The organism is Arthrobacter sp. 05T45 (genome assembly GCF_056395875.1).
Window position 1 is genome coordinate 1 of the sequence record NZ_JBFTKI010000041.1, and the last position, 13,286, is coordinate 13,286.

At 64.3% G+C, this 13,286-nt stretch carries 11 protein-coding genes and 2 pseudogenes; 3 read left to right on the top strand and 10 right to left on the bottom strand.

Annotated features, from left to right (window positions below; all coding sequences use genetic code 11):
* Positions 1–749 (top strand): annotated as a pseudogene (locus AC1DGD_RS21940) (carboxypeptidase regulatory-like domain-containing protein); the annotation flags it as partial.
* 126 nt (positions 750–875) lie between these two features.
* Here the strand turns inward: AC1DGD_RS21940 and AC1DGD_RS21945 are convergent.
* The 10 genes from AC1DGD_RS21945 to AC1DGD_RS21990 all read right to left on the bottom strand — a co-directional run bounded on the left by AC1DGD_RS21945 (position 876) and on the right by AC1DGD_RS21990 (position 9,586).
* Entirely contained in the window at positions 876–1,559 is a 684-nt protein-coding gene (locus AC1DGD_RS21945; protein ID WP_476858255.1) for an HIRAN domain-containing protein, read from the bottom strand.
* A gap of 14 nt (positions 1,560–1,573) precedes the next feature.
* A complete protein-coding gene (locus AC1DGD_RS21950) occupies positions 1,574–1,870 on the bottom strand; it encodes a hypothetical protein (RefSeq protein WP_476858256.1) in 297 nt (98 codons plus the stop codon).
* A complete protein-coding gene (locus AC1DGD_RS21955; protein ID WP_476858257.1) occupies positions 1,870–2,502 on the bottom strand; it encodes a hypothetical protein in 633 nt (210 codons plus the stop codon). The genes AC1DGD_RS21950 and AC1DGD_RS21955 overlap by 1 nt, the downstream gene beginning before the upstream one ends.
* A 590-nt stretch (positions 2,503–3,092) precedes the next feature.
* Positions 3,093–3,527 (bottom strand): hypothetical protein, encoded by a 435-nt coding sequence (locus tag AC1DGD_RS21960; RefSeq protein WP_476858258.1) that lies wholly within the window; start codon positions 3,525–3,527, stop codon positions 3,093–3,095.
* A gap of 323 nt (positions 3,528–3,850) precedes the next feature.
* Entirely contained in the window at positions 3,851–5,164 is a 1,314-nt protein-coding gene (locus AC1DGD_RS21965) for an ABC transporter permease (protein ID WP_476858259.1), read from the bottom strand.
* Positions 5,165–5,169: 5 nt separating this feature from the next.
* Positions 5,170–6,102, bottom strand: coding sequence for an ABC transporter ATP-binding protein (locus AC1DGD_RS21970; RefSeq protein WP_476858260.1), 933 nt, complete (start codon positions 6,100–6,102; stop codon positions 5,170–5,172).
* A gap of 106 nt (positions 6,103–6,208) precedes the next feature.
* Positions 6,209–6,931, bottom strand: a complete 723-nt coding sequence (locus tag AC1DGD_RS21975) for an HNH endonuclease family protein (RefSeq protein WP_476858261.1) — start codon at positions 6,929–6,931, stop codon at positions 6,209–6,211.
* A 117-nt stretch (positions 6,932–7,048) separates the two neighbouring features.
* Positions 7,049–8,263, bottom strand: coding sequence for a CAP domain-containing protein (locus tag AC1DGD_RS21980; RefSeq protein WP_476858262.1), 1,215 nt, complete (start codon positions 8,261–8,263; stop codon positions 7,049–7,051).
* A gap of 220 nt (positions 8,264–8,483) precedes the next feature.
* Positions 8,484–8,633 (bottom strand): hypothetical protein, encoded by a 150-nt coding sequence (locus AC1DGD_RS21985; RefSeq protein ID WP_476858263.1) that lies wholly within the window; start codon positions 8,631–8,633, stop codon positions 8,484–8,486.
* A gap of 113 nt (positions 8,634–8,746) precedes the next feature.
* Positions 8,747–9,586, bottom strand: a complete 840-nt coding sequence (locus tag AC1DGD_RS21990) for a hypothetical protein (RefSeq protein ID WP_476858264.1) — start codon at positions 9,584–9,586, stop codon at positions 8,747–8,749.
* A 952-nt stretch (positions 9,587–10,538) separates the two neighbouring features.
* Here AC1DGD_RS21990 and AC1DGD_RS21995 point away from each other — a divergent pair.
* On the top strand, positions 10,539–11,483 hold the full coding sequence (locus AC1DGD_RS21995) for a hypothetical protein (RefSeq protein ID WP_476858265.1): 945 nt from the start codon (positions 10,539–10,541) through the stop codon (positions 11,481–11,483).
* Between the two features lie 378 nt (positions 11,484–11,861).
* Positions 11,862–13,286 (top strand): annotated as a pseudogene (locus AC1DGD_RS22000) (hypothetical protein); the annotation flags it as partial.

Sequence of the window (13,286 nt, forward strand, 5' to 3'; positions counted from 1 at the left end):
TTCCGGGAACGTGGGGGCCGGCGCCGGTGGCGTTGACCTATCAGTGGAAGGCCAGCGGTGTCGCGATCACTGGCGCGACTGCCGCCACTTATAAAGTCGCCGCGGCCCAGCTGGGCAAGACCATCACGGTCACCGTCACCGGTACGAAGGCCGGGTACACGACCAAGTCGAAGACCTCCGCGGCCACGGCGGCCGTCGCTGCGGGCACGCTCGGGCCGGCGCCGGTGCCGACGATCACGGGCACGGCGAAGGTCGGTTCGACCCTGACGGCTGTCCCGGGAACGTGGGGGCCGGCGCCGGTGGCGCTGACCTATCAGTGGAGGGCAAACGCCGTCGCCATCGTTGGAGCGACCGCGGCCACGTACAAGCCCGGCGCGGCCCAGCTGGGGAAGACTGTCACGGTCACCGTCACCGGCACGAAGGCCGGGTACACGACCAAGTCGAAGACTTCCACTGCCACGGCAGCGGTTGCCGCGGGCTCGCTCGGGCCGGCGCCGGTGCCGACGATCACGGGCACGGCGAAGGTCGGTTCGACCCTGACGGCTGTTCCGGGAACGTGGGGTCCGGCGCCGGTGGCGTTGACCTATCAGTGGAAGGCCAACGGTGTCGCGATCACGGGCGCGACCGCCACGACCTACAAGCCCGGTGCAGCCCAAAGAGGGAAGACCATCACGGTCACCGTCAGGGGCACGAAGGCCGGCTACACGACCAAGTCGAAGAGCTCGGCCGCGACGATCCGGATAGTTTGACCGCGGGCCAGTTCGACGCGGCCGCCGGGGTTAGCAACTCGGCATGCCATGACGCGGCTTCCAGTTTGGCCAGGCGATCAGGCTTTCCGTTCCGGTGTGCCTTCGGGCACTTGGCCAGCCAGCGCTTCAGGACCGCAATTTCCTCGTCCTTCTGGGCGAGCTTCCGGTGAACGATGGCGGCCTGTTCCGTGTACCAGGGTGCCGGCTCGCGGCCTCCAGCGTCCCCTTCGGCGGCAGTGATGGCTTTGTAGCAAAGGACGAGAGCTTCTCGAGACGGCCGTCGCGTTTCAGCTGCTTGATGAGCTCCACGAGCTCGAGATAGTGGACGCCCTCGACCATGCCCCGTTTGAACTGGGTGGCCCGAGCCCCGCCGCCGGCCAGGGCTTCCTGGACCATGCCGCTCACCTCCTGGTGGGCTGCGTTGGCGCGTTCGGCCGTCGTGAGTCCGGGCGGGTTGTCCTCGGTGTAATCCCATTCCGCCTGTCCGTCGCCGAGCCAGACGAAAGCCTTCGCCTTCAGCTTCGCCTCACGCAGGACGTGGAGCTGGTACGTCGCCGGTGCACTGGCGCCAGGCTTCAGCCCGATGCCTCGGTTGGCAGGGGAGGGCAGGTATCCGACTTTCTCACCCTCGACGATGACCGCGATAGCATGGGGATCGGCCGGGTTGTCCGGCTCCCGCTGGAGTTGGGCAGGCCCTTCGAAGTAGCCGCGCGTGCCCAGGTTGTGGCGGTCGGCCAAGGCAGCCACGGCGATCTTGGTGAATGTGGTTGTGCCGGCCAGCTCCACGCAGAGAGCTGTCCCCGTCGACATGGTTACGCGGAGGCTCACCGGGGCTTCGGACAAAGTAACAGGTTCTCTGGGCGGGACTCCGCGAACTTCTCGAGCGTCCAGCCAGGTTGATCGAACACGTCGTAGCCGGTGTACTTGCCGATCCCGTCGTGCAAGCCCGGGTTTAGCTCCCAGGAGAAGGTTGGTCCGGGGCCATTCCAGTTGAGTTCCGCCGGCAAGGGCTCCACCGGCAGCCGCAGCGAAGACCCGTCTGGGGTGTTCATGGCCTCGAGCAGGGGGCGGACCCGGGCCCGGTGCTGCTCCGGGATCCAAGCTCGGTAGTAGGTCAGCATCAGTCACGGACCACAGTCGTGTCGGCGCCGAAGCGCGGGTCGGCAATGATGCTGAGGAAATCTTCCTCTTTCAATCCGCACCCCTTCTCGTAGCGTGCCCACGCCGAGGCACCCTCTTCGGCGACGCGGGCAGCCTTCAGGCCCGCACGGGTGAGGGCATTGTCATCTTCCTTAGTGAGGACGACGAAGCTCAGCTGCTCGTGCTCCCGGAGGAGCAGTTCGTAGAACCCCTGCTCGGTGCAGTCGGCTTCGGCGACCTTGGCCAGCAGGTCGTTGACCAGAATGTTGATCGGGACGACGTGCTCCAGCACCAGCTGGCCCGTGATGGTGACGGCCGCATCGGCCTTGTTCCTGAAGTAGAGGTCTCGGGCGTTCGGCGACCACGGGAAATCCAGGGGCTTGTTGTGGCTGAAAATCTTCGTCTTGCCCTTGGGCATCCGGGGTTCCTGCCAGATCTTCTGGATCGCTTCACGCAGCGCCCGCTTGACCACTGCCAGGTCGCGCGCTGCCAGCGGCAGCAGGGCCTTGAAGATTAAGTGGATCGCCTCAGAATCGGCACGGTCGCGCTTATCCCCACGGGAGATGAGCTGGTCGGTCGAACGGGTTGCCGGCGAGAGGGGTGCTGATTCCATGATGGGTCTCCAATGTTTGGGTGAGAAAGTTGGTCTACTGGAGCACTGACCAGTGGCTTTGAACAACAACAGAACAAGCTCAGGCTCGCGATTATTAGCTAACGCCATTTCTACACGAAGGCAGCGACAAAAAGCCCGGACTGTTGAACGTCTTACTACGCCGTACAGGACTGGAACCGAATGGTCAGGCTTTCAACGTCACTAGGGCAAGTACTCGAGGTCGACCATATTGCCCGTAGCCGTGACGGGCTGCCCGGCTGTAATCATCCGGGGATTCCGGGGATTCCGGGTATTTCGCCCGGAGTTTGAACGGAACTGAAACAAGAAGGTTATTCATTTTGTCGGTGGTTGCGGACCGGGCTTCTTCGGCCGAGGTGCGCCCGCATACTTGGATTCGCAGGAATTCAACGGGACTGTCTAATGCCTCGCGACGTGGGCCGGGATCGAACCGATAAAAAGGCCGGTGGCCCCCCGCCTCATTGGCATTCACCATCCGGAGCATTCCTAGTGGAGGTTCAATGTTCCTTTGATGACCATAATGTGTAAAGGGGCGAGCTCACCGCAGTCCGGTGAGCTCGCCCCTGCTGCGGTTACGGCTCGTTGCGTCTCGCGTATTCGCGCTCAGATTTGCGTTCCATGCGCGTAGGCCTGCTGCGCTTTGCTGCGCGTCTCATCTTCGCGGCATACCTTTGGCGACTCAGCCAGCACCACACCAGATCAATAACAAACCACTGAACGAGCCCCACAAGGAACGGCCCCCAAAGTGTGCCCATCGGTTGAATCCACATGATCAGGCTAGGCCAGAACAGGATGGAGATACCGAATGCCGTCCAATGCCGGTTCGATCTCCTTGTCGAGGCGTCTCGTGCCAGCTTCCACTGACGATCGCGTTCCATTTGCTCTTTAGTCTGCGCTGGCCTGGGCATTGCGGACTCGATTTCGCGCCTCATCTGGCCGATCATGTAGGCTTCATCGCCGTCAGAGACGTACCAGTTACCGCCGCCGTTTCCGTAAAACTTCCCCAATGTTTTTCCTTAATGGTGGGCGAGACTAGCGGGCGGCAACAATGGAACAGCCAATATTGGCCCATTTTCGCCCTCCCGGAGCAGGCCCGGAAGGTGGCGCTAGACAACTTAGTGGTGTCATATCTTGTAATGCTTCAAACTATAACCGAGTATAGGGCCGCTTCAGATTCCGCTGACTTTAGGCGTTTAGTGTTGCAGTCGGCTTGGAAGCCGATGCCGATTTCTAAAGAACCGACTTGGAGAATTCTCCGGCTACCAGAGTGCAGAACTGCTGGTAGGTTTCGGTCCGTAAGGGTTCCGTCGAAGACTGCCGCCGGCAGGTGTTATTTTCCTGTGAGAGCCTTGCGTTTGCGGAACGTGCCGGCGATGGAGAGTTTGCCCGAGTACTGGATGGATCCGTAGCGGAAGAGGTGCACGGCGAGTCGGAGGATGAGGAACCCGATGATGAAGAGCTCGGCGATGACGATGGTTGCCTCTACGGGTGAGAGGGTGCCGAAGCCGTTGCGGAGCAGGGCTGTGACAGGGGCGGAGAGCGGGAAGTACGTGAAGATCTGCACGATGGGCGCGCGCGGGTCCGAGACGACCAGGGTCATGGCGTAGAACGGGACGAAGATCAGCGCCATCAGGGGACCGAAGATCGTGCCTGCGTCCTTGGCGGTGGGCATGACCGCGCCGATCGCGACCAGGACACCGGTGAAGACGGTGAAACCGCCGAGCAGCAGCAGCGCCCCGACGATCATGGTGCCGGGCTCGAAGCTCAGGGTCGACAGGTCCAGGTCGGGCATGGCGAGTTTGTCGCGGAAGAAGGCGTAGCCGACGGCGATGGGGGTGAGGAAGACCAGGATCTGGACCAGGCCGACCATGAACAGGGCGATGACCTTGCCGATGATCAGGGTGGTCGGATTCAAGGTGGTGAGGATCATTTCGGTGACCCGGTTTTCCTTCTCCTCCAGGGTGCTGTTGAGCATCTGGTTGGAGAGCAGAATGATCGAAACGTAGAAGATCAGCAGGAACATCAGCGGCGGCACGGCGGAGCCGAAGCCGCCGGCGGGCTGGCCGTCCTTGAACGTCTGGGATTCGGTCTTCACGTCGCCGCTGGCCGCGGCGGTCAGCTGCGGGGAGCCGACTTCAGCCTGGGCTGAGGCGGTGAGGTGATGCTTGGCGACGGCGTCGTACTTGCCGTTTTCAAAGACCCCCTGGTCTGTCCCGTAGACCTTCACCGGCTGCGTGGCCGGCTCGGCGGGGTAGGCGAAGTGCGCATCCGTCCTGCCCGTTTTCACGTCCTGCAGGGCCTGTTGCGGGTCGGCCGCTTTCCGCCCGCCCATGGCCGTCGCGATGCCATCCGAGATCAGCCCGGAGTCATCGGTGTAGGTGAAGGACATGGCCGCGGTCTTCTGGGCGTCCTCGCTGGCCGCGGAGGAGGAATTGCTGAGGTAGACCAAGCCGAACACGATCGCCATCAGCACGGGAATCGCCAGGGTGGCGATCCAGAAGCGGCGTTTCTTGACGGTGCGGGTGAATTCGAACCCGACCACTGTGCCGAGGTTGTGCCGGGCGAACGGGCGGCCCGCCGGTGCCGGCGGCGGGGGCGGTACCGGCGCGGGAGCGGTGGGCTGTGTTGAGGTGTGCTGGGTCATGGGGTTCAGGCCTCCGCCATGTCGTGGGACTCGCCGTAGACCTTGATGAAGACCTCGTCCAGGGATGTCCTCGCGGTGGTGAAGGACCGGACGGCTACGCCGTTTCCGACGAGCTCGCGCAATACTGCCGCCTCGTCAGCGCCAGGGCGGGGTGAGAGTTCGGCAGCGCCGCCGGCGTCGATGACGACGTCGTACAGGGCCGAGGACGGAAGTACCCCGGCGTAGGAGAGCCGGAAGACGGTTCCGCCGAACTGTTCCTGGACTTCCGCGACGGTGCCGTAGGCGCGGGAGGTTCCGTCCTTGAGCAGGATCACCCGGTCACAGAGCCGTTCGACTTCTTCCATCTGGTGGGTGACCATGATGACGGTCGCGCCGGCGAGTTTCTGTTCCTCGATGATGTCCATCAGCAGGCGCCGGTTGACCGGGTCGAAGCCCTTGGTCGGCTCGTCCAGGATCAGCAGCTCGGGGTCGTTCATGATGGTCACGCCGAGCTGGATTTTTTGCTGCTGGCCGCCGGAGAGCTTATCCAGCCGGGTCGTGGCCTTGTCGGCAAGGTCGACCCGTTCGAGGTAGTCCCGGGACCAGGTTTTTGCGTGGGTTTTGTCCAGGCCCTTGAGGCGGCCGAAGTAGACCATCACGTCCAGGACGGACTCTTTCTTGTACAGGCCGCGTTCCTCAGGCAGGTATCCCAGCCGGGCTCCGTCCTGGGGGGTGAAGGGTTTGCCGCCGATGTGCAGGGTCCCGGCGGTGGGCTGGTAGATGCCCAGCAGCGCCCGGAGGGTGGTGGTTTTCCCGGATCCGTTGCTGCCCAGGAACCCGAATGTTTCCCCGGCCCGGACATCGAAGGAGAGGTCTTTGATGACCGTCGTGTCCCCGAAGTCCATCCGGAAGTCTTTGATGTGTACCAGCGGCTCGGCGGCCGGGTCCCCCAGATTCATGGCACCACTGTAACCGGCGCGACGCCGGTGACGGCGGCGATGGTGCAACGGCCTGTTGCACCATCACGGGTCATCGGCGGAGCTGCGGGGGAGGGCGTCTGACGATTCAGGCGCGGGTAACGGTGAGGGTGACATTGGGGCAGGAGTCTGCGTAGCGGATCAGTGCCGCCTTCTCGGTGCTGTCGACACGCAGGCCCCAGCGGATCTTCACCGCCACCCACTGGCCGATGTACGCGCAGCGGTTCTTCGGCGGCATCCACGCCTCCGGGCCACTGGCCTGCTTTGAGGAGTTGAGAGCGGACGTCTGGGCGCTCAGGGTGCGGGTGTCGCCAAGGTCGTTGTAGAAGGCCACCCGCCGGGCCTGGGACCAATACCTCGCCCCGGATCCCCAGGCTTCATGAACCGGAACCGTGTGGTCGATCTGCACCGTCGATGCGGACGTGTGGACGAGGTTGTCCCACGATGTCACCCAACGTCCCGTACTGGCCGTGCAGCCCCGGCTGGTAAACGACACGGCCGCCCTGGACTCCTGGACCAGAACTTCCTGTCGCGTGTTTTGGCAATCCCCGTTGGTGTCCCGCCAGACGCCGGAGTAGCGGTCCCGGTCATAGCCGGTATTGACCTCGGCCGCGACGATGAGCCCGAGTACGGCGGTTCGCAGCGGAGCCTTGTACACGGTGGCTGCCTCGGCCGGAACGGCGAGGCCGCTCAGCAGCAGGCCTGCCGCAACCACCGCTGCACCCACCGCCCGCCGCAGCGCAAGCAACCGCCTGGATTTCAGTCCCTGCGAGGCTGTGGCGCCGACTCGGTTGGAGCGATGGACCTTCATGGTTCCCCCATACTCAATGAAAGTGACGCCCAAAGGCGACGTGAAGCAATAGTCGCACACCCCGCCGACATCTAGGCCCGTCCAAGGGAAGGATTCCCGCCGCCTCTGCCGTATAGCTCAGAACCGGTAGGACCAGGTGACCGACCCGGTGAGCCGGTACGCGGACGAGGCGGCCTTCGCGGTGAAACTCACCGTCCTGCCGTTGGCGGCCTCGTAGGTCCCGGCCGGCACCGGCTTCCCGTCCACGAAGTAGGCGACTCCGGCCCGCGTGGGGATGGTGTACCGGTTGGTGGTGCTGTTCATGGCCGGCTTTGCCGCGGTCACGGCCTTGCGGAAGTCGATGCTCCAGCTCGACGTGCCGGTCAGAATGTGGCCGGGGGCTGCCTTGGCCGTGATGGTGATCCTGGTGCTGCGGGAATAGGTGCCGGGCGGCTTCACGGCACCGTTCACGAGGTAGGTGACGTGATCGTTGGCTGGGATCGTGTAGGTGCCCTTGGCCTGGCTGAATTTCGGGGCGGCGGCGCTCACGGCCAGGGACGAGAGGTCATAGGTCCACGCCGTCAGAGTATGGCCGCCGGCCGCTGTTTTGACGTCGATGGTAACCACGATGCTGCGGAACGGGTAGGTGCCGGCGGCCTTCACCGCGCCATTAACCAGGTAGATGACCCCGGTCTTGGCCGGGATCGTGTAGGTCAACTTTTCCCAGTCGACCGTCGGGTCGAGGGCAGCCGGGGTGCCCGAGGTAGCCCGGAGCGCAGGGCGGCCGTTGAAGTAGTCGCGGGGGCTGTTGTACGACCCCGGCGGGACAGTCCCCGCCGGATAGCCGAAGTGGTTCGCGGTTGCGTAGGTGCCCCTGGAGCCAGTGCTGATGCCGATGCCCATGAGGGTGGCGTCTGGCTGTGACATGTTCGCGTTGTGTCCGGGCGAACTGATCCATCCGTTGACGAGGTCCTGGCCGGCCGTATAGCCGAGGGCGATGTTTTCGGATGCCGAGAAGTATCCGGCTGGTGCACCCGTAACATAGTCGCTGTTGTGCTCAAAGCGTCCTGTCGCCGCCATCTTGTTGCTCCACTTTTGCGAGATGGTGGAGATTCTGACGTTGAACTTCAGGGGCTTCAGGTGTTTGGTTGCCCGAAACCTGTTGATCGCGTCGAAGGTGTCGATGATCATTTGCCGCTTGCTTGCCGGGAAGAGGTCCAGGGATTCCACCGACGCGGACTGTGTGGCGACCGGCACCGGCGGCGTTGCGGGCGCCGCAGACGCTCCACAGATCGGGCCGGCCACCAGTGCAGCCGTGAGCAGGGTAGCCCCCAGCGTTATGCTGATTTTCAATTGTCCCCCAAAGAAGTTGTCGGACACGGAGAAGCCCGCGTCCAGGATGGATAATACGTTGCCGCAGGTCAGGGCAGGAAGCCTGCCCGCCTGGTGTCATGCGCAGGCCGGGCAAACCAGTGCACGAATCCAGTGGGCTCCGCACGCATCACCAGTTCGCCATCGCGATTCCCCTGGGCGCCGCGCTGGGTGTTTTCATCCGCCGGCGGCCGCCTGCTGGCTAGTTCGGCGGAAGACCTGGGCCGCCGCTGTCGTTCCGCCGGGCCCGGAGCACAGTCCAGAGCACGATGAGCGTGACGACCGCCACGGCGATGACGGCGGCTACCGTCATCGCCAGGAACACGACTACGTGCCATCCTTCAAGCCTCATTGGTCCCCATTCGAGTTGGCATGCTTCACGACACTCGGAGCCGTTCGTATTCCGGGGTAGGTGTCCATGGGCGCCAGTCTAGGAGCAATCGTGCGGGCGCGGTTGAGCGACCTCTAGGACTGCGGCCGGTTGACGTCGTCGGCGTCCTGGGTGAGGTCGGCACCTTCGGGGATCTGGAACACTTCGATGCTAGGGTCGGCGATGAGCTCTGCGACGAGGCCGGGGCTGCCGGCGACGATGGTGGAGTCGAAGTCGATCTCCGTGACCATGACCCAGGCCTTGTCCTCGGGCCAGAGCAGGTTCGGGGATTGCGGCCAGTACGGGTCGCGGTTCCAGGGGGAGTCCTGAATCCATAAGCCGTCCGTGAAGGCCCGCGGGGCGGCGGCGAACAGGAAGTAATCGCGCCCCGGGAGCGACAGCCGGGAGTTCTTCATTGTCTTTGCGGGCAGCAGACCGGCCCCGGAGCGGTGCGCCGCCGTGAGCTTCCCAAGGATCCCCGGAAGTCGGCCCCGGACCGCAGTCAGCGGTCGGTATCCCGCTGAGCCTGTGAACCCGCCCCAGCCTTCCCAGACCGCGGCCACACCGCTGTCCGGCGTGGTGGTGTGCCTGCAAAGGACCGTTGCCACTGGCCCGAGGATGTGGACGGCGAGGTTTCCCTGGTCCGGTTCCGAGTACCGCCACCCGTTCGAGTCGAGAACCTCCCGGTGTTCCCCGACCTCGGGTCCGGCCAGCCGGTGGTACTGCGCTAGCGGGTGCATGGTCTTGCCGAAGACGCGGGCCACCTCAGCCCACATCACGGGCCCGCCGTCCTCGCCCGTGGGCCGATCCCTTCGCGCCGGATGGAACACCCGGGCATAGGCAGGGAAGCCGCGCGGCACGACGTTCAAGTCCTCGCCGCCGGCGTCCAGCAACGGCCGCAGCCAGCTTCCACGCTCAGCATCAATCGGTTCCACGGCCTCAGCCTAGTCCGGCGGCGCTGTCTGCCGGCGGCGAAGTCTTCCATTTCCGGGCCGGCGCCCCTCAAAGGATTCATCCATGGCGATAACGTTCTCCGCATGGGGAACAATGGGCAGCCGTCCAGGTGTTCGGCGGCATCCCGCTAAGCAGGCATGGCCCATTCATATTAGAGCTCCCGGGACGCCGAATCGCCTCCCAACGAGTATGCGGACGGCCGCTTCTAAGGGCTGATCTTCCAGCTCAACGCCCTCGTCCCCGAATTCCCGTTTCGTCGCCCACCGCTTCGATGTCAAAGAGGTTGAGGACCTCGGCCACGCGCACCTGATACTCGGTGCCGGTCATTTGGCGGGACGCACGGACGGGAATAGTGCTGAGCGCGCGCGCGACCTCAGCGTCGATTCAATCATGGGCGCACTCTTGCATGACGTTCGCCCTTGGCCGCTTCTACCACGTAATAGGCGCAGGAAACCGTGAAATTCCATATTCAACCGTCTTCCCACCGGCTAGGATCACGCGTGTCACGCACATCGCATCGAGCTATTTGGGGGACTCTTGTCGTACAAATCCGCGCACATCAGGAAATGGGTATCTGCTGCACTCGGTGCGGCGCTTCTCGGCACCAGCCTCGTCACTGGCCTTAGCGCAGCAAACGCCGCTGTCGAGGGGAGGGGCTTGACCGTGAGAATCGATCCGGGGGCCAGCGGGGGAAGCGGGACGATCATCTACTCGTTCCCCCTGAACGCAACGATCACGTACAACGACTCGAGGTGCGGGCCGAAGTCGTTAGTTCAAGTTCCGCCGTCGGACCTGAGGGCTGTCGTGACGATCCGAGGGAAGGTGTACACATCGCCGGTGGTATCGCAATGGCCGGCGCAGACGACGACCACGTCCTTAAAAGGATGCTTCGGGTCAACACTCAATGAGTACTACCCTGACGCGGTAGGGACCATGACTGAGACCTCGCGCAAATGGAGCATGAGTTACAGCTGCGTGGCAGCCGGAACGCCTTTCATCGTTGCAGACAACCAAGGGCTCGTGTGGACCGACTCCGCCCCCACAAATGGCCCCCTCCCCGCTTCGTGCCTCTCCGCGCCGGTGCCGACGATCACGGGCACGGCGAAGGTCGGTTCGACGTTGACGGCTGTCCCTGGAACGTGGGGGCCGGCGCCGGTGGCATTGACTTATCAGTGGAAGACCAACGGCGTTGCCATCAGCGGCGCGATCGCCGCTACCTTTAAACCCGGCGCGGCCCAGGTGGGCAAGACTCTCACGGTCACCGTCACCGGCACCAAGACCGGCTACAGCACCAACGCGAAGACCTCCGCGGCCACGGCCGCCGTCGTTGCGGGCACGCTCGGACCGGCTCCGGTGCCGACGATCACGGGTACGGTGAAGGTCGGCTCGACCCTGACAGCCGTCCCGGGAACCTGGGGCCCGGCCCCGGTGGCCCTGGCCTATCAGTGGAAGGCCAACGGTGTCGCGATCACTGGCGCGACAGCCGCCACTTATAAAGTCGCCGCGGCTCAGCTGGGCAAGACTCTCACGGTCACCGTCACCGGGACCAAGGCCGGGTACACCACCAAGTCGAAGACCTCGGCCGCCTCGGCCGCCGTCGTTGCGGGCACGCTGGGGCCGGCTCCGGTGCCGACGATCACGGGTACGGTGAAGGTCGGCTCGACTCTGACAGCCGTCCCGGGGACCTGGGGCCCGGCCCCGGTGGCCCTGGCCTATCAGTGGAAGGCCAACGGCGTCGCCATCGTTGGAGCGACCGTCGCGACCTACAAGCTCACGACGGCCCAGGCGGGCAAGGCCATGACGGTCACCGTCACCGGCACCAAGACCGGATACACGACCAAGTCGAAGACCTCAGCGGCCACAGTCCAGGTCGTGTGACGGGCTCATCCGACGCTGCGTGACTGAAGAGTCACGGGTGCCACCCACAAGGAAGCCCGCTATGGAGTTGCCGGGGTGGAGTTGCTAGGGCGCGGGCGTTGTCTCAACCTTTTTGGATGCTGCGGAGTGCTTCACGCTGGCGTCTCAATCCGTGAATGAGTCCTCGCAGCCGACCCCACCGGCGCGGGCCAACAGGGTTGGCGATGAACACGGGCGGGATCGAGACGTTTCATTACGACTAAAACGCTCGCAGGCGACTCTGGTTTGGTGGCTGACGCGCGTTTAAGGAAAAGTCCAAGGTCATCTGGTGGATCTGTGGTTAGACTCACGGCATAGGCGAGCGGGCTGGTCCGGCGCAGAAGAATACATGGGGGAAACATGCTTCGCATTGCCAGTGAGCTGCGTATGCGGCTGGCCATTTCAATCCTGGTCTGCTTGTCACTCATGTTCGTCGGGAGCCACCCGGCAACAGCCGTCGTTGACACATCGACTGCAAGCATCAGTGGAAAGATCACCGCGCCCGCCGGCGTCGACCTAAGCCTCGTGGGCGTATCTGCTCAGCCAGCGGCCGGGTCGGGCAATTTCGTGGGATACGCCTCCGTGGGCGCTGATGGGGCATACAAGGTGCCTGATCTGCCCGCGGGAAGCTACAAGCTGGTCTTTGGCGGAAGTGTCGTCAACGCCCTTAGCCAGTGGTATAAGGACGCGAGCTCGTTCGAGACGGCAACCCCGGTGACAGTCGCCGCCGGCCAGGACCTCACCGGCATCGACGTCACCCTCAAGAAAGGTGCCAGCGTAAGCGGCAAGATCACAGCGCCGTCTGGCGTCAACCTGGCCAACACGTATGTAACCGTGACCTCAGTGCTCGGCTCAACGTCCGGTGGAGCCGAGTTGGTAGGGTTCTTGGGCGCCGACGGAACCTATAAAGTCTCTCTGCTGGAGGCTGGCAGTTACAAAATATGCTTGGCAGGGGTGAACCGCGTCATTCTTCAGTGTTATGCGAACGCGACCTCCTTGGCGACGGCCACTCCGGTGACCGTCACCGCTGACCAGGACCTTACGGGCATCAACATTGCTCTCGCCGCCTCGCCACCGGCCCTGGGGCCGGCTCCGGTTCCGACGATCACGGGCACGGCGAAGGTCGGTTCGACCCTGACGGCTGTCCCGGGAACGTGGGGGCCGGCGCCGGTGGCGTTGACCTATCAGTGGAAGGCCAGCGGTGTCGCGATCACTGGCGCCACTGCCGCCACTTATAAAGTCGCCGCGGCCCAGCTGGGGAAGACTGTCACGGTCACCGTCACCGGTACGAAGGCCGGGTACACGACCAAGTCGAAGACCTCCGCGGCCACGGCAGGGGTTGCCGCGGGCACGCTCGGGCCGGCGCCGGTGCCGACGATCACGGGCACGGCGAAGGTCGGTTCGACCCTGACGGCTGTTCCGGGAACGTGGGGGCCGGCGCCGGTGGCGCTGACCTATCAGTGGAAGGCCAGCGGTGTCGCGATCACTGGCGCGACTGCCGCCAGTTATAAAGTCGCCGCGGCCCAGCTGGGGAAGACTGTCACGGTCACCGTCACCGGTACGAAGGCCGGCTACACGACCAAGTCGAAGACCTCCGCGGCCACGGCGGCCGTCGCTGCGGGCACGCTCGGGCCGGCGCCGGTGCCGACGATCACGGGCACGGCGAAGGTCGGTTCGACCCTGACGGCTGTTCCGGGAACGTGGGGGCCGGCGCCGGTGGCGTTGACCTATCAGTGGAAGGCCAGCGGTGTCGCGATCACTGGCGCGACTGCCGCCACTTATAAA

Coding starts and splice junctions, on each gene's coding strand:
- AC1DGD_RS21955 (WP_476858257.1), bottom strand. CDS start 2,502: ATGGAATCAGCACCCCTCTCGCCGGCAACCCGTTCGACCGACCAGCTC.
- AC1DGD_RS21985 (WP_476858263.1), bottom strand. CDS start 8,633: ATGAGGCTTGAAGGATGGCACGTAGTCGTGTTCCTGGCGATGACGGTA.
- AC1DGD_RS21975 (WP_476858261.1), bottom strand. CDS start 6,931: ATGAAGGTCCATCGCTCCAACCGAGTCGGCGCCACAGCCTCGCAGGGA.
- AC1DGD_RS21965 (WP_476858259.1), bottom strand. CDS start 5,164: ATGACCCAGCACACCTCAACACAGCCCACCGCTCCCGCGCCGGTACCG.
- AC1DGD_RS21970 (WP_476858260.1), bottom strand. CDS start 6,102: ATGAATCTGGGGGACCCGGCCGCCGAGCCGCTGGTACACATCAAAGAC.
- AC1DGD_RS21945 (WP_476858255.1), bottom strand. CDS start 1,559: ATGTCGACGGGGACAGCTCTCTGCGTGGAGCTGGCCGGCACAACCACA.
- AC1DGD_RS21995 (WP_476858265.1), top strand. CDS start 10,539: ATGACTGAGACCTCGCGCAAATGGAGCATGAGTTACAGCTGCGTGGCA.
- AC1DGD_RS21950 (WP_476858256.1), bottom strand. CDS start 1,870: ATGCTGACCTACTACCGAGCTTGGATCCCGGAGCAGCACCGGGCCCGG.